Genomic DNA, 23,656 nt, shown 5'->3' with positions numbered 1-23,656 from the left:
AGTAATTATTTTTCCTCACCAGCATGGCGTAATAGCCAGCAATTGTGAATCTGACGGTTACGGGCAAAATCCTGCGACTGGGTTTTACTGGTGATCTCTTCTGCCACCAAGCCAACTTTTTCCAGCTCAACAAAATCCATTTTAAAACCTCGTTTATTATTGGAGAACATCAGTGTTCCCCCACGACGCAACAAGCGCTTAAGCTGTTTCATCAATATGATATGATCGCGTTGTACATCAAATGCATCTTCCATTCGTTTAGAATTGGAGAAAGTTGGCGGATCAATAAAAATCAAATCAAACTGTTCATTGGCCCGAGCCAACCAAGCGAGACAATCTGCCTGAATCAACCGATGCTGACGCCCTGTTAATCCATTAGCCTGTAAGTTCCGCTCAGCCCATTCAAGGTAAGTGCGAGACATATCAACTGTCGTTGTTGAACGCGCGCCTCCTAATCCAGCATGTACTGTCGCCGAGCCGGTATAAGCAAACAGGTTCAGAAAATCTTTTCCTTCACTCATTTCACCTAACATTTTCCGGGCAATACGATGATCAAGGAATAAGCCAGTGTCCAAATAGTCAGTTAAATTAACCCAAAATTTTGCGTCATACTCATTTACCAGAAAGAATTCCCGTTTTTCTGCCATTCTTTCATACTGGTTTTTACCTTTCTGACGCTGGCGAGTTTTAAGTACTAGCTGATTTGATGAGAGCCCAAGAACTTGCATCGTTGCACTAATAGCATCGAATAAACGCTGACGCGCTTTATTAGCATCAACACTTTTCGGCGGAGCATATTCCTGAATCACCACTTTATCCGCATAACGGTCAACAGCCACATTGTATTCTGGCAAATCAGCATCATACAGACGATAACAATCAATCCCTTGCTGTTTCGCCCAGTGAGTTAATTTCTTTTCATTTTTGCGCAGACGATTGGCGTAATCTTCCGCCACATTCATCTCTGATGAGTGTGGTTTATCTGACAACTGATAATTTTTCTGTACGCAATCTAGTGGACCATTTTTAGCTTTAAATTCACGTTCAGCTCGTAATTGCAAACAGCTCAATAACTCAGGCGATGCACTGAATAGAGACAGCCTCCAGCCTGGGAAACAGCTTTTCATTATCCGCCCAAATAAACTGTGTAGTGCAACCAATGCAGGTTCACTTTCCAAGCGCTCACCATAAGGTGGATTACTTAACACTGTTCCGACTGGGCCTTCTGGTAACGGATTTTCCAGACGACTGGCATCACCTTGCTGGAAAGTTATCAACTGTGCAACCCCTGCTCTACGAGCATTTGACCGAGCCATATCCAGCACTCTGCGATCAATATCAGAACCAACAAAACGAGAAGCTGTCTCCTGAAGACCTTTACGAAAGCGGATCTGCGCTTCTGTAGTCACCTCACGCCAAATCTCTTCATCATGTTGCAACCAGGCAATAAATCCCCAGTGGTTACGATGCAGCCCAGGAGCACGATCAGCCGCCATCATTGCGGCTTCAATCAATAATGTGCCGGAACCACACATAGGATCGACCATTGGAGTACCAATCCGCCAACCTGAACGTAGAATAATCGCAGCGGCCAGATTTTCTTTCAGTGGGGCTTGACCTGCAAGATCGCGATAACCTCGAATATGCAAACCATCACCACTCAAATCCAACGCAACACTGGCTTTCTCTTTATTCAAAAAAACATTAATGCGAATATCCGGCTGTTGCTTTGCCACATTGGGGCGTTGATCCAACTTACGAATAAAGCTATCGACAATGGCGTCTTTAACCTTGAGTGCGCCATATTGAGTATTCCGTATCTCTTCATTTGTACCACTGAAATGCACAGAGAAAGTACTGTCTACAGAGAAAATCTGGCTCCAATCGATAGACTGAACGCCAAGATAGAGATCTAAGTCGCTATAAACATTAAATTCGTTTAGCGGTAGCAAAATACGTGATGCCAGCCTGCTCCACATCAGACTTTTATACATCACCTTGCCATCACCTTGAAAATGAACTCCGCCTTGCACAATTTTGCATGATTGCGCTCCCAGCATTTCCAGTTCGTTCTTCAATAATTCTTCTAATCCACGCGCCGTGCTGGCAAACAGAGAGTTCATGTTACATATCACCAAAAAGAAAATTGTTACGCATTATAGCTAATCCAAGTGACATGTCATAAAGTTGAGCATGTAAAAAATGTTTCATGGAGATTAACGGATGATCACTCTGTCTCGCCTGTATACCCACCCGGTAAAGTCTATGCGTGGTTTGCAACTCTCCCATGCATTAGTCAGTGAAAGCGGTCTTATATTTGATCGCAATTTTATGGTTACAACGACAGACGGGACTTTTATTACCGCCCGTAAATATCCTCAGATGTTGTTATTTACTCCGGCTATGTTAAATAACGGTATTTATCTGCGTGCGCCCAACGGAGAAAATGCCACCGTACTTTACAGTGATTTCCTACCTGAACAGCAGCCTACGGAAGTATGGGGCAACCATTTTACGGCCCTAATTGCACCAGACACAATTAATCAATGGTTAAGTGGTTTCTTTGATATTCCAGTGCAATTGCGCTGGTTAAGCCATGAATTAAGCCGCAAGGTAAAAAAACACCCTGAAATTCCATTATCATTTGCTGATGGTTATCCATTTCTACTCATTAATGAAGCTTCATTTCATTTATTACAACAACGTTGTCCGGCCAGTATTAAATTAGAGCAATTTCGCCCAAATATTGTTATTACCGGTGCGGAAGCATTTGCAGAAGACAGTTGGCAATCAATTCAAATTGGCGATGTTATTTTTGATTTACCCAAACCCTGTAGCCGCTGTATTCTGACAACCGTCAGCATTGATAAAGGCATTAAAAATCCTAACGGAGAGCCATTAACGACATTACAATCATTCCGTACAGCAGAAAATGGTGATGTCGATTTTGGTCAGAATCTGATTGCCCGTTCAAGTGGTATTATTAGAATCGGAGATAATGTCACTATATTAGCTAAAAAAGATCCGCTTAAATATGGCAGTATCGAAAAAGTCGAAGATGTTGATTTACCAAAAATAAATGAGCAGTCTGTTACTATTGAATATAACGGAAAAACCTTTACAGGTAACAATCAACAAATCATTTTAGAACAACTGGAACAACAAGGAATTAGAGTATCCTATTCATGTCGGGCAGGAATATGTGGATGCTGTAAAATTTCTTTAATTAAGGGCGAGGTTTCTCCTTTAAAAGCCACGGCGATTAAAAATGACGGCCATATTTTAGCTTGCTCTTGTATTCCAAAGAGCAACCTTATTCTTAATAATAGCGAAGAATAGATATTTAAATCAAAATCAAACTAACGTGCCATAAATTGGCACGTTGAACGCCAATTCCTCTATCCTTCCTCCCCATTTTGGCACTAACACCGCTTAAAAAGGGGGGGAGGAAATCAATAAATTTCATAAAGAAATCAATCACAATGGTGATTGTCATAACGAATTCATTATTACAATAATGAATTAATTATTACCATAATGAATTTATAACTACTGTCATAAAATGATTACACTCTAATTTAGGAGCTTAAGTAACCCAGACAAAACACCAAAGGAGTAAGTCATGGCACGTATTGTCATTGCAGCGGTCGCAACCCCTGGACATGTCTATCCAATGTTAAAGATCGCTCAATCTCTAATAGCACAAGGACATCAGGTAACTGTATTTACCGGTGCGTTATTTCGCCAACAGGTAGAAGCTTTAAGCGCGCAATTTGTCCCTTTTGATCAACAGATAGATTTTGACTATCGTCATTTAGAACAACATTTCCCTGACCGTGCTCAACTTCCTCCGGGAAATGTACAAATGGCACTGGCATTCAAAAATTTCTTCTCAGCTCCAATCCCAGTTCTTGACCGTCAATTACGGCAAATTATCCGTGAACAACAAGCAGATCTGCTTATAGCCGAGAACTGCTTTTATGGCATATTACCCCTGCTGCAAGAAGAAAAAACCCATCGTCTTCCAGTGATAGTCATTGGCATAACACCTTTAGCTTACTCTTCGAAAGATTCAATTTTCTGGGGGCCACGTATCCCACCCGCAGTATTACCGCCAGAACTGACACATGAACAACTCGTAGATGAAACCAACCAGCAACTCATAGCCGAAGTGCAGAATAGCTTCAATGACGCATTAGTTCAGTCGGGAAGCTCTGCGTTAACCAGACCTTTCAACGATGAAGTGATTCTCAGCGCTGATCGCTTTTTGCAACTCTCAACTCTGGCATTTGAATACCCACGAGAAGGATTGCCTGATACAGTCCATTTTATTGGCCCCCTCCCCAATCCTGCACCGACAACAATATCACCTCAATTTTGGGAAGAAGATGATCCACGTCCATTGGTTATAGTTACTCAAGGTACTATCTCCAATACCGATTTAAATCAGTTAATTCTCCCCGCATTGCGTGCACTGGCTACATTACCGATACGTATATTGGCAACCACCGGCGGCAGATCGGTAGAAACACTGAGTAAAGATCTACCCGAAAACGTACGCATTGAAGAATTTATTTCATTTGAGCACTGGCTGCCAAAAGCTTCACTGCTAATATCCAACGGAGGTTATGGAACCATCAACTATGCTCTCAGCCACGGGACACCGTTACTCATTGCAGATGCAGGAGAAGGCAAGCAGGAAGCAGCTTTTCGTGTTGTATGGGCTGGATGCGGCACTAATCTGGATACAGCACGCCCCACGGAATCTCAACTTAAGCAAACAGTGGAAAATATGCTGAGCACAGACTTGTTTAAACAACGTGCGCAAATTGTCCAAAAAGATTACGCAAAACATAATGCATTAGCAGCAATATCCCATCACGTAGAACAGTTAATTCTTGAATAAAGCCGCAGTCACTAAACCCTAGATACCTTCGTTTTTCCTCCCCGTTTTGGTGCTAACACAGACTAGAAAGGGAAGGAAATCGACCTATTTCATAACTTCATAAAAAAATAAATTATAGTGATTATTGTCATAACAAATTATTATTACTACAATGAATTTGTAACAGTAGTTATGAAATGATCACCCTCTGAATCAGGAGCTAGCTAGCGTAATTAAATCAAAACAGTACAAAGGAGTCAGTTATGGCACGTATTGTCATTGCAGCGGTCGCAACACCTGGGCATGTCTATCCGATGTTAAAGGTAACTCAATCACTGATAGCACAAGGACATCAGGTAACTGTATTCACCGGCGCATTATTTCGCCAACAGGTAGAAGATTTAAACGCAACATTTATCCCCTTTGATGAACAGATAGACTTTGATTACCGCCACTTAAAACAACGTTTTCCTGACCGAGCACACCTTCCTCCGGGAAATCTGCAAATGGCGCTCGCGTTTAAAGATTTCTTCTGTACCCCAATCCCATTCCTCGACCGCCAACTACAACAAATCATCCATGAACAGCAAGCAGAACTACTTATAGCCGAGAACTGCTTCTATGGCATATTGCCACTGCTGCAAAAAGAAAAAGCTCATCGCCTTCCCGTGATCATCATTGGCATAACGCCTCTGGCTTACTCTTCGAAAGATTCAATTTTCTGGGGGCCACGTATTCCACCCGCATTACTACCATCAGAGTTGACACATGAACAACTCGTAGGTGAGGAAACACGACAACTAATAACCGAAGTTCAGAATAGCTTCAATGACGCATTAGCACAGTCGGGATGTTCTACGTTAACCCGATTTTTCAATGATGAAGTGATTTTGGGTTCTGATCGCTTTTTGCAACTTTCAACCCTGGCATTTGAGTACCCACGAGAAGAATTGCCTGATACAGTCCATTTTATTGGCCCTCTCCCCAACCCCGCTCCGATAACAGAATCACCTCAATTATGGGAAGAAGATGATCCACGCCCATTGGTTATAGTCACTCAGGGCACCATGTCTAATACTGATCTAAACCAGTTAATTTTCCCCACATTGCGTGCACTGGCTACATTACCTGTGCGTGTATTAGCAACCACCGGTGGTAGTTCAATAGAAATACAGCCAGAGAACATACCTGACAACGCACGTATCGAAGAATTTATCTCATTTGAGCACTGGCTGCCAAAAGCTTCATTGCTAATATCCAACGGGGGTTATGGAACCATTAATTACGCTCTCAACCACGGTACACCAGTACTCATTGCCGATACAGGGGAAGGTAAACAGGAAACAGCGTTTCGCGTTGTATGGGCTGGATGCGGTATTAATCTGGATACAGCACAACCGACAGAATCTCAACTTAAGCAAACAGTAGAAAATATGCTACGGACAAATTTGTTTAAACAACGGGCACAAATCGTCCAAGATGATTACGCCAGTCACGACGCATTGGCCGCAATATCCTATCATGCAGAACAATTAATCTTCGAAAATCGTGCTAATTAACTTCATTCTCTCTCCTCCCCATCTCGAAGCTAATGCTATCCAGAGGGGAGGGAATTATTAAAATATTTCTTATCTATTCTTCACACCAACTTCAAACGAGTAAGCTATAGCGATTACTATAATAGGTAAGTTTCTGTGATAATAAGGAAACAGGAAAAGAGCGACTTATTCATAATCAGATGGGAAGATGTGAATGTGATAAAATTTCCTCAGATGATAAAAAACAACTTTCTCAATTAAAAATAGCGATTATCTTCTGATTTGCCGTTCTATTTTCAAAAAATGGTTTTACTTTTAGCAATCAGGGAACAATGGGATCTTAAACCTAAATCAAACCGCAGTGCCATAAATCGGCATACAAACAGGCTCCACAAATGGCATCAATCGATCATTCATAATCTTAATTGGATCGCAAAAATTCATTACCCGATCGGATAACGTTAATTGCGATTGAGCTAACAGGCAAAGGCTCGCGCTATCCCCGGCTTCTACGACCAAGAATACAGCATCTGTTCCGCAATCCTGGAGCCGTACCTGAATTAACTCGCCTTGTACCGGCTTTTCTATCATGGCAAAACGGGAAAAATACCAGCTTCTTGGCATCTGTGGCTTAATAAAGCGAAAAGCCACTAACGCATTAAGAATTAATTCAGCCCTGGATTCATCTGAAATATTAATTCGGCGTGTCTGTTCTTCAAAACAATAATAAAGCGTCGCATCTTCTACAGAAAACGAAGTTTCTCCCATTGCATGGGGTGTCAGCATCTTCGCCGGAAAACAGGAACGAAAAACCATACCATTAGACAGGTCGAGCATTACACGGTCATGGTCAGTATCAAAATACCAGCGCCATTGGTCATCGGGTTTAATGTTCATGAGTTATCCTTTTATGCCAGAAAAACTTACATCGCCAAACAGATTGTAAATAACTTGCCCGCTATTCAGTGAAATAAGCCCTGCCACAATTAAAAGACACGTGAAGATACAGATAAAATTTAGATGTTCAGAGCAAATATAGATGAGTTGGGGGCAAAAATAAACCCCCAATGATAAATTAACAGCAAGATTTAGATATGATTGACGATATCTTTGATTAATTTTGGACCATGATAGATAAATCCAGAGAAAATCTGTATTAAAGAAGCCCCAGCGGCTATTTTTTCTCTGGCGGAAACAAGTGAATCTATTCCACCAACACCGATAATGGGAATTTTACCGCTTAATTCCTGAGAGAGCCGACGAATAATCTCTGTACTACGTAACTGAACCGGCCGACCACTTAGCCCACCAGCTTGTTGACAATAGTTAAGCCCTTCAACTAATTTCTTGTCTAACGTTGTATTAGTAGCAATAGCACCATCGATATTATGACGAATTAAACTATCTGCAATTTGAATCAACTCTTCCTCAGAAAGATCCGGTGCAATTTTTACCGCAACAGGGACATATTTTTGGTATTTTTGCTGGAGTTCACCCTGTTTATTTTTAATCGCAGATAATAGATCATCCAACGCTTCGCCGTATTGCAGTGTTCTTAAGCCTGGTGTGTTAGGTGAAGAGATATTAATTGTGATATAACCCGCGTGAGGATAAACTTTATCCATACAGATTAAATAATCATCTTTTCCATGCTCTACTGGCGTGTCTTTATTTTTGCCAATATTGATCCCAATAACTCCGCCATATTTTGCCTTTTTGACATTCTCTACCAAGTTATCAACACCAAGATTATTGAAGCCCATACGGTTAATTAACCCTTCTGCTTCAACGATACGGAATAATCTCGGCTTATCATTTCCTGCTTGAGCGCGTGGGGTTACGGTGCCAATTTCAATAAAACCAAATCCCATTGCGCCAAATGCATCAATACAATCTCCATCTTTATCAAGGCCCGCAGCCAGACCGAGGGGATTTTTAAATGACAGGCCCATACAAGTAACAGGCTTTGTCGCAACTGACTGGCGAATCAGAAACTCAAAAGGAGTACCGGTAATACGCTTGAGCTGGCGGAAGGTTAATTCGTGTGCCCGTTCCGGATCAAGCTGGAACAACGCTTTCCTGACTAGTGGGTAGCACATAATTCTAAACCCATTAATTAATTTATAAACATTAAACTACAAAGATAAAACTACACATGACACATTCAGATACCATTTGGCGGTTTCTGAGCTAAAAACGCCCATTTTCAACCCCACAAAATATTTCGGCAGGTAGGGTACCCGAATAACATGGGATGAATCTACAGAAATATGCTAATCAGGCACAAATCTCTGCCAGATGTTGCGCGTGAAAGTCTGGAAAATGCATTGGTATAACAAGAATACACTGGTGACTACAATCGTTGACATTTTTGCCCAAGATACTTAGCTTCTCTCGAACAACTACAAAGGGGAGCAAACCAATGGATGCTCTTTAATATCTTGAGCAATTTTCATACTATAGGTATCAAGCATCAACCAATAAAAATGTATTTCAATGCCGCAATAACAACAGCAATACCAACTGCTAATGTCAGTTTCTTAATCCAATCTAAATCTGTTTTTATAGTACCAATATCCGTTTTAATGCTCTCAGTAGCAACTGTTAGATCTGCTTTGGTGTCAACACTTATGTTTTGCAGTTCTGTAATAACTTCAACGATTTTTTCAGACTGCTCATCGTTAAAACCAGACGCTTTGAATGCCTTAACTGCTGTATGTGTATCCATTGTAAGTAAAGCCATTCTTTTATCCTCTAAAGTTGCCCTTTAATTAACGATAATACCATAGAGACATAAAAATTAACCACATATCAGTTTTACCATGAAATACTGACCACTGCGTTTTACTTCCAACCCAATGCTTGCAACAAGAAATTGATTATCCAGAGAATAAATTGGAAAAAATATCGGGCTAAATAACCATTAGCCCGATAACTTGATAATCCAATAAAATAGTTATCAGCTTTCTAATGCCTTGATAATTTTTTCAAACAGATCACCAGACAAATTTTCCAATGCTTTCAACTGTTCCAACGCACTACGCATCATGTTTTGACGTTTTTCATCATAACGTTTCAGGCGAATCAGCGGTTCAATCAAACGGGAAGCAACTTGTGGGTTACGGCTGTTAAGATCAGTCAAAATCTCCACCAAGAATTGATAACCACTGCCATCTTCAGCATGGAATGCAACTGGATTATTAACAAATGCTCCAATCAAAGCACGCACCCGGTTTGGGTTATTGATACTAAATGAACGATGATTCAAAAGACTACGTACATTAGCCAGAACGTCTGCCGACGGGCTACTTGCCTGTAAGCTAAACCATTTATCCATCACCAGGCCATCCTGATGCCATCGATCATCAAATTCCGCCATGAGTTGATCACAGCAAGGCAACTCTGCCAGCACCGAGCCAGATAATGCCGCCAGTGCATCAGTCATATTGTCAGATTGATGATATTGATTTGATACCACTTTATCGGCCTGCTCTTGATGACCAAAAGCCAGATAATATAGACAAATATTACGCAGAGAGCGCTGAGCAATATCCTGATGAACGACGCGGTATGCACCGATATTGATAGCGTTATAAACCACCGCAAACTCGTCAGCCATTTCCTGAGCCAAAGTACGAGTAATTGCATCCAGAACTTCATGAATCGCTTTAGGATCGATAATCGCAAACAGCTCCGCCATCTCACTTTCTGATGGTAAAGTCAGAATATGGGCCGCCAGAGCCGGATCAATATCTTTATCCAATAACACCGCACGGAAAGCATCCACCACATGCATTGGCAATTCGATCGGCTGCTTCTGCTGATAACGGATGACGTTCAATTTGATATAGTTTGCCATCAGCGACTGAGCCGCATCCCAACGTGAAAACGCATTACGCGCGTGTTTCATCAGAAATGCCAATTGTTGATCGCTGAATTTGTAATCCAGTTTCACTGGTGCTGAGAATTCCCGTAATAAAGAGGGAACCGGCAGCGATGGCACATCATCAAATACAAACGTCTGCTCTGCATTAGTCACATTCAATACATGGTGAACCGGTTGACCATCATAACGTAGCGGAATCACATGACCTTGATTGTCATAGAGCTCAATATCCAGAGGAATATGCAGCGGCTGTTTCTCTTTTTGATCGGCGGTAGGCGGCGTCATCTGACTGACATGCAACTTATATTGCTGCTTTTCTGCATCATATTCATCGCGAACGGTTAGTACCGGTGTACCAGACTGGCTATACCAACGACGGAAAAGTGACAAATCCACATTTGACGCATCTTCCATTGCCTGAACAAAATCATCACATGTTGCAGCGCTACCATCATGGCGATGAATATAAAGCTGCATTCCTGCCTGGAATTGCTCTTCACCTAGCAAGGTATGAATCATACGAATAACTTCCGCGCCCTTCTCATACACCGTCATGGTATAGAAGTTATTCATCTCAATCACTTTATCCGGGCGAATTGGATGGGCCATTGGGCTGGCGTCTTCCGCAAACTGCGCCGAACGCATAACACGCACATTATTAATACGATTTACCGAACGAGAGCCAAGGTCAGAGCTAAATTCCTGATCACGGAATACCGTCAACCCCTCTTTTAAACTCAATTGGAACCAATCGCGACAAGTAATGCGATTCCCGGTCCAGTTATGGAAATATTCGTGACCGATCACAGCTTCTATATTAAGGTAATCTCTATCAGTCGCAGTTTCAGATTTTGCCAGCACATATTTGGAGTTAAAGACATTCAGCCCTTTATTCTCCATAGCGCCCATATTAAAGAAATCCACCGCAACAATCATATAAATATCGAGGTCATACTCAAGGCCAAAACGGGTTTCATCCCACTTCATAGAATTTTTCAGGGAAGTCATTGCCCAATCAGCTCGATCGAGATTGCCACGATCAACAAACAGCTCCAATGCAACTTCACGGCCACTACGTGTCGTAAAACTATCGCGCAATACGTCAAAATCACCCGCGACCAAAGCAAACAGATAACATGGTTTCGGGAATGGATCTTGCCATTTCACCCAATGACGACCATCATCGGTTTCTCCCCGCTCAACCCGATTACCGTTTGAAAGCAGATACGGATACTTGGCTTTATCGGCTGTGATACGCGTGGTAAAACGAGCCAATACATCAGGGCGATCGAGATAGTAAGTAATGTGGCGGAACCCTTCCGCTTCACACTGGGTACAAAGCGCATCACCAGAAACATACAGACCTTCCAGCGCCGTATTTTTCGATGGATGGATCTCATTGACAATTTTCAAAGTGAACTGAGCCGGCAACTGCTCAATGACCAGCGTTCCCTCCTGTTCACGGTAATGCGCCCACGGTTGACCATTCACATGAAGACTTTTCAGTGTCAAGCCTTCACCATCCAACACTAATGGCGTTATTTCGTGACTCAGACGTTTTATTTGGCTGATTGCAGTGATTTCCGTGTTATCGGCATCAAGATTAAAATCGAGTTCAATATCAGAAATCGTATAGTCGGGAGCGCGATAATCCCGACGGTACTTAGCTTGTCGCTGTTGTGTCATAAGAAACCTTTTTGTTTCATGCCTGATGGAATTAATTCAATACTAGGCCCTACGCTGCCATAGAAAGAGGTTGAATTTCAAGAGTGAATAACGCACCTTCTGACGTTAAACATTCATTAAGAACGAGTATGATGTTGTGTAAGAAATATGTTTATTCTTTGGTGCTTGTCATCACCTAATGATCAAATAACATGATAACATTTGACCAAAGGCCCTGTTTAGCTTCGATATTTTGGTGAACTATATGATGTTATGTGACTTCAATAACAAAATAATCCCGGTATACTCTTCCCACTTTATCGATTTAGCTAATACGAATACGCTCCGTGAGGATGCATAACGCGCTATGACACTAGACGCTACTCCAATTATAAAATCACTGCTTGATACTGACGCTTATAAGCTTCATATGCAACAAGCAGTGTATCACCGCTACAGCCATATGCCTGTTGTTGCAGAGTTTCGCTGCCGCGGTGATGAACGGCTAGGTGAATATGCCACAGAATTACGTTATCAAGTTAATATGATGGCTGATTTGGCATTAACCGATGCTGAATTGAATTACCTTTCCAGTCTGCCTTTTTTCAAGGCTGATTATCTGGATTGGTTAAAAACTTTTCGTTTTGACCCACAGCAAGTCAATATTTCTGTTACAGAGGGTGGCCAATTAGCTATTCGTATTTCAGGATTATGGCATGAAGTCATTATGTGGGAAGTTCCATTACTGGCGCTAATTAGTGAATTAGTTCATCGCTATCGCTCACCAGATAATTCCGTGGAAAATGCAGTTAATCAGCTACGCAAGTTGATCAAACTGTTCTATCAAAATGCTGAGAATGAAGGAATCGATCTATCCAGTTTCAAACTGATGGATTTCGGTACACGTCGGCGTTTCTCACACTGTGTTCAACATGCTATCGTCAGTGAACTGCAACAGCATTTCCCTTACCTGATTGGCACTAGCAATTATCAACTTGCACAACAGCTTGGGCTCCCTCCGGTCGGCACACAAGCGCATGAGTGGTTTCAAGCTCATCAGCAAATCAGTCCGGATCTGGCTAACAGCCAACGAGAAGCATTACAAAGTTGGCTGAAAGAATATCCTAACCAGTTAGGTATCGCCTTAACCGACTGTATTACAATGGATGCTTTCTTACGGGACTTTGATGTCCAGTTCGCTAAAAGTTATCAAGGCTTACGCCATGATTCCGGCGATCCCGTTCAATGGGGCGAGAAAGCCATCGCCCACTATCAAAAACTGGGTATCGACCCAATGACGAAAACACTGGTGTTCTCTGACAGCTTGGATTTCCAAAAAGCGCTAGCGCTCTATCGTCATTTCCACAACAGAATAAACCTGATTTTCGGTATCGGTACGCAGCTCACCTGTAATATTCCAGGGGTTAATCCACTGAACATCGTCATCAAACTTGTTGAATGTAATGGCAAACCAGTCGCAAAGCTTTCTGACAGCCCTGGCAAAACCATTTGTGAAGATAACGAGTTTGTTAACAAGCTACGTGCAGCTTTTGATATACCTCAGGTTAAACAAGCTTGTTAACCCAAGTTTCATGCCAAAATACCATTGTGCTGCTGGCATATAACGCAGCAGCACATCTGAAAAGCGCCTTTCCCCCCTATTTCACCGTTTAAATTGATGATTTCCTCTTGTTTCCTGAAACAGGGCAAGTAACATAGAACAAGTTGCCCCTTGTGGGGATATTCAATTTCACAAACCTGAACTGATATATAAAGAAGAGAGAAATCTATGAGCGTAGCGCCTGTAGTCGACGTACTGCAAGGCCGGGTTGCGGTTGATAGTGAAGTCACCGTTCGCGGCTGGATACGTACAAGGAGAGATTCTAAAGCTGGCATCTCTTTCCTCGCCGTCTATGACGGTTCCTGCTTTAATCCATTACAGGCCGTCGTTAATAATAATTTGCCTAATTATCAGGATGAAATTCTGTATTTAACTACCGGCTGCTCTGTCGAAGTGACAGGGACAGTCGTTGCTTCCCCAGGTCAAGGGCAGAGTTTTGAACTACAAGCGACCCAAGTCGTGGTGATCGGCATGGTTGAAGATCCTGATACCTATCCAATGTCCGCTAAACGCCACAGTATTGAATACCTGCGTGAAGTCGCTCACCTGCGCCCACGCACCAACCTGATTGGCGCCGTTGCTCGTATGCGCCATACCCTTGCTCAAGCACTACACCGTTTCTTCCATGAAAATGGCTACTTCTGGGTTTCCACCCCGTTGATCACGGCGGCTGATACAGAAGGCGCTGGCGAAATGTTCCGCGTCTCTACGCTGGATCTGCAAAATCTGCCGTTAACTGACAAAGGTGAAGTGGACTTCAACCAAGATTTCTTTGGCCGAGAAGCTTTTCTGACCGTATCTGGACAATTGAACGGTGAAGCATATGCTTGTGCATTAAGCAAAGTTTACACATTCGGTCCAACCTTCCGCGCTGAAAACTCCAATACCAGCCGCCATCTGGCAGAATTCTGGATGCTTGAACCGGAAATCGCCTTTGCCAACCTCAACGATGCCGCTTCACTGGCTGAAAATATGCTGAAATATGTTTTCAAAGCCGCATTGGCAGAGCGCGCTGATGATTTACAATTCTTCGCTGAACGGGTAGATAAAGATGTTATCACCCGCCTGGAAAAATTTATCAATTCTGACTTTGCTCAGATTGATTACACTGACGCTATTGAAATTCTGCAAAACTGCGGCCAGAAATTTGAAAACCCAGTTTTCTGGGGAGTTGACCTTTCTTCAGAACATGAACGTTATCTGGCCGAGAAACATTTCCAAGCTCCAGTTGTCGTCAAAAACTATCCAAAAGATATTAAAGCCTTCTATATGCGAATGAACGACGATGGTAAGACCGTCGCGGCAATGGATGTACTTGCACCAGGCATTGGTGAGATTATCGGCGGCTCACAGCGTGAAGAGCGTCTGGATATGCTGGATAAACGTATGGAAGAGATGGGGCTTAATAAAGAAGATTACTGGTGGTACCGTGATCTGCGTCGTTATGGCACCGTACCTCACTCTGGGTTCGGGCTAGGCTTTGAACGTCTGGTTGCTTATGTAACTGGTGTGCCAAATGTACGTGATGTTATCCCATTCCCTCGCACGCCAAGAAGCGCAAACTTCTAATGAGTGCGTAAAGAAAATATTAAAAAATAATTATGTATAAGGCCAGCAAAAGCTGGCCTTTTTTATGCTTCCAATTCAACATACGATCAAAAACTCCATCTCATTTACATTTTGCAATATATTATTTTCACTTTATTACAAAAACCATCACTTTGTATCACTTTAATGATGGATAAAATCCACAGCTAATGAAAAACTGTGCCCCGACTCGGACAACACGATATTTTCATAAATAATTTCAACGAGTTTCTTAAAGGAATTATTTCTGTCAGTAACAGATGTCCGAATAACGCCAATGATGGTAATTAACAATTGTAACTAAATGAAGGTGACAATAATGAAGGGTAGTATCTTTTCCGTGGTCATTCCGGTGCTGTTGACTGCTGGTGTAGCAAATGCCGCTGAAATTTATAACAAAAACGGTAATAAATTAGATCTCTATGGCAAAGTTGATGCGCGTCATCAATTCTCTAAAATTACCCAAAGATCAGATAAATACCCTATCTATAGTGAAGATGGTGATACAAGCTACATTCGTTTGGGTTTCAGAGGTGAAACCCAAATCAATGACCAACTAACGGGTTATGGTCGTTGGGAATACAATATTCAGGCTAACAAAGCTGAGGCAAACGATCCCAAAGGTAATCAAACCCGCCTGGGCTTCGCTGGTCTAAAATTGGCTAAATATGGTTCGCTAGACTACGGCCGTAATTACGGTGTTCTCTATGACGTCAATGCCTGGACCGACGTACTGCCAGTATTCGGCGCTGATTCCATGTCGCAGGCTGACACCTACATGACTAACCGAGCTACCGGTGTCTTGACTTATCGCAATACGGATTTCTTTGGCTTGGTTGACGGCCTGAACTTCGCCCTGCAATACCAAGGTAAGAACGACGAAGACAGCAACAACGGCCGCAATTCAATCCGTAAGCGCGGTAATGATCTCATTAAGCCCAATGGTGGTAGCAACGGCGACGGCTTCGGCCTCTCTGTTACTTATGATATCGGCAATGGTATCAGCGTAGGGGGAGCCTACTCCAATGCTGACCGACCTATTACACATGAAAGGCTCGTTACCTCTGTCGCTCGCGGTGAAAGAGCTGAGGCATGGAACGTTGGCGCCAAATATGATGCAAACAACCTATATCTGGCCGCCATGTATGGCGAAACTCACAATATGACTTCTTTCGGCTACCAAGATTTCGTCTCCGCAAAAACCCGCAATATTGAATTAACGGCCCAATATCAGTTTGATTCTGGCCTGCGTCCATCTCTGGCATATGTTCAATCCAGAGGAACAACTTTTTTCACCCATCAGGACTGGGTAAAATATATCTCTATTGGTTCTTATTATAACTTTAACAAAAATTTATCCACTTATGTTGATTATAAAATCAACTTAGTACGTGACAACTTTTACACCAAATATCTCGATGTCAACACAAATAACGCGGTAGGTGTAGGTTTGGTATATCAATTCTAACAGTCTGATACAGATTAGATACAAATTAGGCAGGTTAATAGGAGAGCCAATTAACATGTTATGGTGCTCACTTAAAGTGAGCGCCACTTTTTTCAAGAATAACCATTATTAGGTATCCATTAAAAAATGGCATATAACACATCGACAAGCATATCAGTAAGTTACATATAAGAGATATAATTGATGAAATAATCATCATATTTTACTCATCTTATTAAGATAAACAGGTAATTTTCTTCCGTTACTGACTACAATTCATTTTTCAATTTTTTGATCAACTGGACCAACCAGAGTTCAAAAAACAATCACTCATTTACATTTTGAAACACTTTGTTTCACATTCTTACAAAATTTTCTTTTTTATCGCATTTTGTGAGTGGATAAAAATAACAACCAATGAAACACTTGACAGCGAAACAGACGACACTAAACTCTCACAAATAGTTCCGTAAATTTTTAAAGAATTATTTTTGGCAGTGGCAGGTGTCCGAATAACACCAATGAGGGTAATAATAAATGATGAAACGCAATGTTCTTGCAGTAGTAATCCCAGCTCTGTTAGCTGCTGGCGCAGCAAATGCAGCTGAAATTTATAACAAAGACGGCAACAAACTGGATCTGTATGGTAAAGTTGAAGTCCAGCACAAATTCGCTAACAACAAAAGCGGCGAAGATGGCGATAACTCCTTCGCTCGTCTGGGTATTAAAGGCGAAACTCAAGTTAATGACCAACTGACCGGTTTTGGCCGTTGGGAATACAATATCAAAGGCAACCGTGCAGAAGGTACTGACGAAGAAACTAAAACTCGTCTGGCTTTCGCTGGTTTGAAACTGTCCGACTACGGTTCAATGAACTATGGCCGTAACTACGGTGTGGTTTATGAAGTCAACGCTTGGACCGACGTGTTGCCAGTATTCGGTGGCGACTCAATGGCGCAGACTGATAACTTCATGACTGGCCGTTCTACTGGTTTGTTGACTTACCGCAATACCGATTTCTTCGGTCTGGTTGATGGTCTGAATTTTGCTCTGCAATATCAGGGTGAAAACAGTGAAAACACGGCTAATGGCCGTATCAACCGTAAGGACAACGGTGATGGCTATGGTTTCGCTGCAACCTATGACGTAGGTTACGGTATCAGCGTCGGTGGTGCATACTCTAATTCTGCTCGTACTGCTGCGCAAAAAACTGCCTATAGTACTTCTATAGATCCAAAAAGTGGCAAAGAAACACCTAAAGGTTCTACCGCGCTGGGTGATCGCGCTGAAGCATGGAACATTGGTGTTAAATACGATGCTAACAACATCTACCTGGCGGCCATGTACGGTGAAACCCGTAACATGACTCGTTTTGGTGGAAAAGTTGATGGTGTAAACTGGGAAAGCGTCGCTAACAAAACCCAGAACATCGAATTGACCGCCCAATATCAGTTCGACTTCGGTTTACGTCCATCTCTGGCATACGTTCAGTCCAAAGGTAAAAATCTGTTCGGTGACCTTGATCATGATGGAAAAGAATCCGACAATCGCGATCTCGTAAAATATATCTCCGTTGGTAGTTACTACTACTTCAACAAAAACTTGACTACCTATGTTGATTACAAAATCAACCTGCTGGATAGCAATGAATTCACCAAAGAGACAGGTATCAGCACTGACAACGTTGTTGGCGTAGGTATGATTTACCAATTCTAATTACCGTTGGTAAATAGATTTAGCTGAACAAGTTAAACATCATTAAGAGAAAGCAGCGCTTATGTGCTGCTTTTTTAGTCTTATGTTTTCCTTCTTTTTCTCACTCCGCAAACTGCTTCACAAGATTATCTTCTTTTTGCGACAAATAGTTGGCAAACCGTTTTAGCAGCGTTAACCTGACTACCCTTTTGGGCTTAACTCTGAGCTTTGGAATTACAAACATGTTTGAGAAAATTACCGCAGCGCCTGCCGATCCTATTCTTGGCTTAGCCGATAGTTTCCGTTCTGATCCTCGTACAAATAAAATCAACCTTGGTATCGGTGTCTATAAAGATGAAACAGGAGAAACCCCTGTTCTGACCAGTGTTAAAAAAGCTGAACAATATTTACTGGAAAACGAAACAACAAAGAATTATCTGCCGATTAGCGGTTTAACCGAATTTGGCCGCGTAACTCAAGAATTACTGTTTGGCAAAGATCACCTAGTCGTCACAGATAAACGCGCCCGCACAGCACAAAGCCCTGGCGGTACAGGTGCTTTACGTATCGCTGCGGATTTCATTGCCAAACAGACTAATGCTAAACGAGTTTGGATCAGCAACCCAACCTGGCCAAACCATAAAAACGTTTTTTCCGCCGCTGGCCTGGAAGTCTGTGAATATAAATACTATGACGCTGAAAAACACGCGCTGAATTTCGAAGGCATGCTATCAAGCCTGTCCGAAGCTCAGGCTGGTGATGTTGTTCTGTTCCACGGTTGCTGCCACAATCCGACAGGCATCGATCCAACCCCGGCACAATGGGCTAAGCTGGCAGAAATGTCTGCGGAAAAAGGTTGGTTGCCTATTTTTGATTTCGCTTATCAAGGATTTGCCAAGGGCCTGAATGAAGATGCAGAGGGCCTGCGCATTTTTGCGAAAAATCACAATGAACTGATTGTTGCCAGCTCTTACTCCAAAAACTTTGGCCTGTACAATGAACGTGTCGGCGCCTGTACCATTGTTGCTAGTGACAGCGATACAGCAGAAAAAGCGTTCAGCCAGGCTAAAGCGATCATCCGTGCGAACTATTCCAACCCACCGGCTCATGGCGCATCTGTTGTCACCACCATTTTATCAAATGAAGATCTGAAAGCGGCTTGGGAACAGGAACTGACCACCATGCGCGAACGTATTCAGCGTATGCGTCAACTGTTTGTCAATACTTTGCAAGAAAAAGGGGCAAAACAGGATTTCAGCTTTATTAGTAGCCAAAATGGTATGTTCTCATTCAGCGGCCTGACAAAAGAACAAGTAGAACGTCTGCGTGAGGAATTTGGCATATACGCTGTCAGTTCCGGTCGTATTAACGTCGCCGGTTTGACGTTGGAAAACATGGCTCCACTGTGTGAAGCCATTGTTGCGGTACTCTAAGTTAACATTTTCCTTATTACGAAAAAGTCGCTGCATTTCAGCGGCTTTTACCATTCAGAAGATTCAACGTCCAACACAATTACGATATTAATCTTATTGAGTAAATCAAAATGAAAATAGAGCGGCTTGATCATCTGGTGTTGACAGTTAAAGACCTTGAAAGCAGTAGCCACTTTTATCAACGTGTTCTTGGTATGTCTATTGTGACTTTTGGTGAAGGCCGTATCGCGCTGTCATTTGGCAACCAAAAAATTAACTTACATGAATATGGGCAGGAATTTGAACCTAAAGCTCAAACGCCGCTGCCCGGTTCTGCTGATTTATGTTTTATCAGCCTATCGTCTATGGATGAGATTATTCAACATTTGCAACAACATGAAGTTGAAATCCTTGAAGGGCCGGTTAAACGTACCGGAGCAAACGGAGCCATTATGTCCGTTTATTTTCGTGATCCGGATCAAAATCTGATTGAAGTCTCCAATCAGTTATAGTTGCCATCAAACAACTATCAGCCAGCCCTCAAATTGACACTATTATTAAATATAAACGCTACGCCACATCACCAACCTGGTACTTCATCCTGTAAAAATGGATTAGTCTGCCGCTCATAACCTAGCGTCGACATTGGCCCGTGCCCTGGAATAAATTCATAATCATCACCAAGTGGCAGAAGTTTATCTTTAATTGAATTAATTAACTGCTGGTGATTACCGCGTGGGAAGTCACTACGCCCAACTCCCCCTTTAAACAGAACATCTCCCATATAAATCAGCTTATCTTCATGATTTACAAACACAACATGCCCTGGTGTATGCCCCGGACAGTGCAATACAGATAAATCAACGCCCCCTACTCGCAGCTTATCGCCTTCATTTAACCAGCGATCAGGTTCAAATGATGAGCACTCTTCAATGCCAAACATCCGACTCTGAGCTTGCAAACCTTCAATCCAGAAAGCATCTTCCTGCTGAGGTCCGTAGATCGGCACATTAAAATGTTTAGCGACTTCCACGGTTGCACCAACATGGTCAAAATGACCATGAGTCAATAAAATCTGGGTCAATTTCAAACCACGGCGTTCTATCTCGGCGATCAGCTTCTCTGCCTCTCCCCCCGGATCAACAATTGCCGCCTCCTTACTCTCTTCATTCCAAATAAGGGTACAATTCTGCATAAAAGCAGTAACAGGAATAATTTGGTATTTCATTATTTCATTTACTCCATAGTCAAAACAAAATAGTTACTTACCAGATTACCATGTCCTGACGGGACCTGTATCAATATGAACGAAATTACTGTGTGGATAGTATCCTACCCCTCCCGCTTTCATTTTCAGAGCAGCCTTACAGATACGACTAAGCTCAATACCTTCAATATGAAAATCCATCGCCCGCCCGCGAGTATGGTAACTCTGTCTAGCCACGCCTTTACTTTGCTTGCGCAACTGATTGTTGGTTATCAGTGAACGATAACCAGAAATGAGTTGTACAGGTTTATTAATCCCCATCATCATTTGCAGCAAATAAATCTGATCAAATAATTTAGGATCGATAGTCTTAACTCTATTTTGACGATAATCTCGAAACAGATGATCCAGACGGGCCAGCTCTTCTTTGTTGTAACGATAGCCGTCAAAAAATTCGGCTTTAATCGTTTCACCCGTATGTAAGTTGTCAAAACGTAAAATCCGTGGGCGCGGCGTGGCCAGAGTCGCAAAAACATGCCCCGGCAAAAAACTCAAGCCTAAAGTAGCAGCCCCCACACAAAGCCACTTACGGCGATTATGATCAATTATATCCATGAAGAAACATCTACTCAGATTATGGAAAAAATAAATCACCAAGCAACTGGTCACTGGTCACTGGTCACTGGTCACTGGTCACTGGTCACTGGTCACTGGTCACTGGTCACTGGTCACTGGTCACTGGTCAGTATGACAACTAATAACAAAAATTAGTTGCATTTAGTTTTGTAAAGGTGACAACTTTGACAAAAACTGGGAACCTTGTCTCACACTATTATCATAGTCATAAATATCGGTACGGTACTGAGGAATTCCCTGTTCATCTACCCAGGCAGTTAAATAATACAAATAAACAGGAATACGCTGTGGGATGTTGACATAAACGGTATTGCCCTGTTTCACGGTATCCGTCACTTTGTTTTGAGTCCAGCCTACATCTCCCAATAACATATTTGCCAATTCTGAAGCCTTGTTAATCCGTACACAACCAGAGCTGATAGCTCGGATATCTTTGTTAAACAGGCTATGGTTCGGCGTATCATGCAAATAGATAGCATCCGAATTTGGCATATTAAATTTATAGCGGCCTAATGAGTTAGTCGGCCCCGGAGCTTGCCATATTCGATAAGGAAAGTTAGCAGGCGTAATCACGTTCCAATCAATAGCATAAGGATCGATGACACTGGCATCAGCACGCCAATTTGAAAAGATAACGTATCCTCCCCGTTGAAAATATCCGGGATCATCAAGCCCTCTAGGTGCGATATCTTTTCTTGCCAGACTAGTTGGCACACTCCAGGGAGGATTAATCACCACATTATTCAGCACACTACTCATAATCGGTGTCTTACGGCTTGGACGACCAACGATCACTTTCGAGCCCAACACTTCCTGATCATTAAGATAATAATGCAATGAATAATCTGGAATATTGACCATAATTCCCGTAGACACATGGCTTGGGATAACACGTAAGCGCTGGATATTAAGCGCTATCAAACCTGCTCTAGTTTGAGGTGAAGTATTTAGCCAATCTCTTGTGCGTTTACCAATTACGCCATCCGGCGCCAACCCTTGCCAACGCTGAAAATTTTTTACCGCAGTCACCAATTCAGGATCATAGATATGATCTGATTGAGCTGTCAGTTCGCTCAACATCCCAAGACGAATAAGTATTTCTCTCAACACAGCGACATCAGAGCTACTCTGCCCCGGTTTTAGCGCACTTTTATCAGAAAGCTGTGGCCACGGTTCACTATCAGCCAGTTGTTTCATCATCTCCTTACGCATATTTTCATATTGAGGATGTTGAGGCGCCAATGCTGCAACATAAGCGGCCACATTGTGATCAATAATAGCTTGCTGCCACTGACCTATAACTGCTGGTGAAGGTAATATAATTTTGTATGGTGTAACGCGATAGAGCCAGCTTTGGCCCTGATGATCGACATCTGAGACAAATTGTAAATAACCTAGCATGGCATCCGATAAGATGAGATCACGTCCCATTTGGCTCAATTGAGCATCATTGAGTTCAGCTAGCCATTGACCAAATTGCGGCTGAAACCCGGCCAATGCAAGTTCTAAAAGTTGTTGTTCAAAACGTTGAACCGCGATTTTATCTTGCCACAAAGGTTGCATCTGATTGGAAGAGTACAAACTAACCAATTGGTCAAAGAAAACAGGCTTAATTTGTGCTGGTATCCAACTTCGCAACACTTTACGACGTTCTGTTTCTGAAATTGTAGCAGTTTGAATTTGTACTTGTTCAGGTGTGGTTGTCTCAGATATCTTTTCAACCTGCATTTTTGACAGATTTTGAATATCACCTTCAATAAGCCTACTCTGATGATTAGCTAAAGCATATCCAGCTACTATCGATGTGCTACAAATAACCGAAATACACAGTGGCTTTATCGCTCTTTTTACCATATCAACATACCCACCTTCAAAACATTCTCATGAGTTAATTTTAATTATGACAAATTCAGACTCTAATCAAAGAAAAACAACAAGTTATTTACATTGTAAACTATTTATCTATAAAGGAAATATAATAAGCCGTCGCCAGCTAACCAAACACAAAAGAGCAAAAAAGACGCCAAAGCGTCTCGTCTATAATTCAAGGGATGCAAACCGCTTTCTTAATTAGCTG

The 23,656-nt window shown here is 42.2% G+C and carries 19 protein-coding genes; 10 read left to right on the top strand and 9 right to left on the bottom strand.

Going from position 1 to position 23,656, the window contains the following annotated elements; all coding sequences use genetic code 11:
• Positions 1-5: 5 nt before the first annotated feature.
• A complete protein-coding gene (gene rlmKL / locus EAE90_RS05715) occupies positions 6-2,123 on the bottom strand; it encodes a bifunctional 23S rRNA (guanine(2069)-N(7))-methyltransferase RlmK/23S rRNA (guanine(2445)-N(2))-methyltransferase RlmL (RefSeq protein WP_214052675.1) in 2,118 nt (705 codons plus the stop codon).
• A 100-nt stretch (positions 2,124-2,223) separates the two neighbouring features.
• Here rlmKL and EAE90_RS05710 point away from each other — a divergent pair, with 100 nt between their 5' ends.
• Positions 2,224-3,339 carry a YcbX family protein gene (locus tag EAE90_RS05710; RefSeq protein ID WP_214052674.1) on the top strand — a complete coding sequence of 372 codons (1,116 nt, stop codon included), beginning with the start codon at positions 2,224-2,226 and terminating at the stop codon, positions 3,337-3,339.
• Between the two features lie 4 nt (positions 3,340-3,343).
• On the opposite strand, the gene EAE90_RS05705 is transcribed toward EAE90_RS05710, so the two are convergent.
• A complete protein-coding gene (locus EAE90_RS05705; RefSeq protein ID WP_214052673.1) occupies positions 3,344-3,496 on the bottom strand; it encodes a hypothetical protein in 153 nt (50 codons plus the stop codon).
• Positions 3,497-3,622: 126 nt separating this feature from the next.
• Here EAE90_RS05705 and EAE90_RS05700 point away from each other — a divergent pair, with 126 nt between their 5' ends.
• Together EAE90_RS05700 and EAE90_RS05695 are read left to right on the top strand one after the other, a co-directional pair.
• Positions 3,623-4,906: a glycosyltransferase gene (locus tag EAE90_RS05700; protein WP_214052672.1), complete on the top strand. Its 1,284-nt coding sequence runs from the start codon at positions 3,623-3,625 to the stop codon at positions 4,904-4,906.
• A gap of 242 nt (positions 4,907-5,148) precedes the next feature.
• Positions 5,149-6,444, top strand: coding sequence for a glycosyltransferase (locus EAE90_RS05695; RefSeq protein ID WP_214052671.1), 1,296 nt, complete (start codon positions 5,149-5,151; stop codon positions 6,442-6,444).
• A gap of 330 nt (positions 6,445-6,774) precedes the next feature.
• Here EAE90_RS05695 and EAE90_RS05690 read toward each other — a convergent pair whose 3' ends face one another.
• The 4 genes from EAE90_RS05690 to pepN form a co-directional block, all read right to left on the bottom strand.
• The gene (locus EAE90_RS05690) at positions 6,775-7,320 is read right to left on the bottom strand and encodes a cell division protein ZapC (RefSeq protein ID WP_214052670.1); all 546 of its coding nucleotides are present in this window, start codon (positions 7,318-7,320) and stop codon (positions 6,775-6,777) included.
• Between the two features lie 191 nt (positions 7,321-7,511).
• Complete coding sequence (gene pyrD, locus EAE90_RS05685) at positions 7,512-8,522, bottom strand: quinone-dependent dihydroorotate dehydrogenase (RefSeq protein ID WP_214052669.1); 1,011 nt, start codon at positions 8,520-8,522, stop codon at positions 7,512-7,514.
• A gap of 374 nt (positions 8,523-8,896) precedes the next feature.
• Positions 8,897-9,166: a CCDC90 family protein gene (locus EAE90_RS05680; RefSeq protein ID WP_214052668.1), complete on the bottom strand. Its 270-nt coding sequence runs from the start codon at positions 9,164-9,166 to the stop codon at positions 8,897-8,899.
• Positions 9,167-9,382: 216 nt separating this feature from the next.
• On the bottom strand, positions 9,383-11,995 hold the full coding sequence (pepN, locus tag EAE90_RS05675; protein ID WP_214052667.1) for an aminopeptidase N: 2,613 nt from the start codon (positions 11,993-11,995) through the stop codon (positions 9,383-9,385).
• A 346-nt stretch (positions 11,996-12,341) separates the two neighbouring features.
• On the opposite strand from pepN, the gene pncB reads away from it, so the two are divergent.
• The 6 genes from pncB (at position 12,342) to EAE90_RS05645 (ending at position 20,248) form a co-directional block, all read left to right on the top strand.
• Complete coding sequence (gene pncB, locus EAE90_RS05670) at positions 12,342-13,556, top strand: nicotinate phosphoribosyltransferase (RefSeq protein ID WP_214052666.1); 1,215 nt, start codon at positions 12,342-12,344, stop codon at positions 13,554-13,556.
• A 207-nt stretch (positions 13,557-13,763) separates the two neighbouring features.
• Entirely contained in the window at positions 13,764-15,164 is a 1,401-nt protein-coding gene (asnS, locus tag EAE90_RS05665) for an asparagine--tRNA ligase (protein WP_214052665.1), read from the top strand.
• 337 nt (positions 15,165-15,501) lie between these two features.
• Positions 15,502-16,650, top strand: coding sequence for a porin (locus EAE90_RS05660; RefSeq protein ID WP_214052664.1), 1,149 nt, complete (start codon positions 15,502-15,504; stop codon positions 16,648-16,650).
• A 516-nt stretch (positions 16,651-17,166) separates the two neighbouring features.
• Positions 17,167-18,345, top strand: coding sequence for a porin OmpC (ompC, locus tag EAE90_RS05655; protein ID WP_281422318.1), 1,179 nt, complete (start codon positions 17,167-17,169; stop codon positions 18,343-18,345).
• A gap of 221 nt (positions 18,346-18,566) precedes the next feature.
• A complete protein-coding gene (locus EAE90_RS05650) occupies positions 18,567-19,757 on the top strand; it encodes an amino acid aminotransferase (protein WP_214052663.1) in 1,191 nt (396 codons plus the stop codon).
• A 110-nt stretch (positions 19,758-19,867) separates the two neighbouring features.
• Positions 19,868-20,248 (top strand): VOC family protein, encoded by a 381-nt coding sequence (locus tag EAE90_RS05645; RefSeq protein WP_214052662.1) that lies wholly within the window; start codon positions 19,868-19,870, stop codon positions 20,246-20,248.
• Positions 20,249-20,316: 68 nt separating this feature from the next.
• On the opposite strand, the gene EAE90_RS05640 is transcribed toward EAE90_RS05645, so the two are convergent.
• Both EAE90_RS05640 and mepK read right to left on the bottom strand, forming a co-directional pair.
• Positions 20,317-20,964: an MBL fold metallo-hydrolase gene (locus EAE90_RS05640; protein WP_214052661.1), complete on the bottom strand. Its 648-nt coding sequence runs from the start codon at positions 20,962-20,964 to the stop codon at positions 20,317-20,319.
• Between the two features lie 45 nt (positions 20,965-21,009).
• Positions 21,010-21,558, bottom strand: a complete 549-nt coding sequence (mepK, locus tag EAE90_RS05635) for a peptidoglycan L,D-endopeptidase MepK (protein WP_214052660.1) — start codon at positions 21,556-21,558, stop codon at positions 21,010-21,012.
• Between mepK and EAE90_RS05630 the strand changes: the two genes are divergently transcribed.
• The gene (locus tag EAE90_RS05630; protein WP_214052659.1) at positions 21,541-21,714 is read left to right on the top strand and encodes a hypothetical protein; all 174 of its coding nucleotides are present in this window, start codon (positions 21,541-21,543) and stop codon (positions 21,712-21,714) included. The genes mepK and EAE90_RS05630 overlap by 18 nt on opposite strands.
• A gap of 6 nt (positions 21,715-21,720) precedes the next feature.
• On the opposite strand, the gene ldtD is transcribed toward EAE90_RS05630, so the two are convergent.
• Positions 21,721-23,433 carry a L,D-transpeptidase gene (gene ldtD, locus EAE90_RS05625; protein WP_214052658.1) on the bottom strand — a complete coding sequence of 571 codons (1,713 nt, stop codon included), beginning with the start codon at positions 23,431-23,433 and terminating at the stop codon, positions 21,721-21,723.
• Positions 23,434-23,656: the final 223 nt, after the last annotated feature.

Origin of the sequence: Photorhabdus caribbeanensis (assembly GCF_018448885.1) — a bacterium.
GTDB classification, from domain to species: domain Bacteria; phylum Pseudomonadota; class Gammaproteobacteria; order Enterobacterales; family Enterobacteriaceae; genus Photorhabdus; species Photorhabdus caribbeanensis.
Note: the sequence above shows the minus strand (reverse complement) of the source record. Positions and strands in the feature narration are given on the sequence as shown.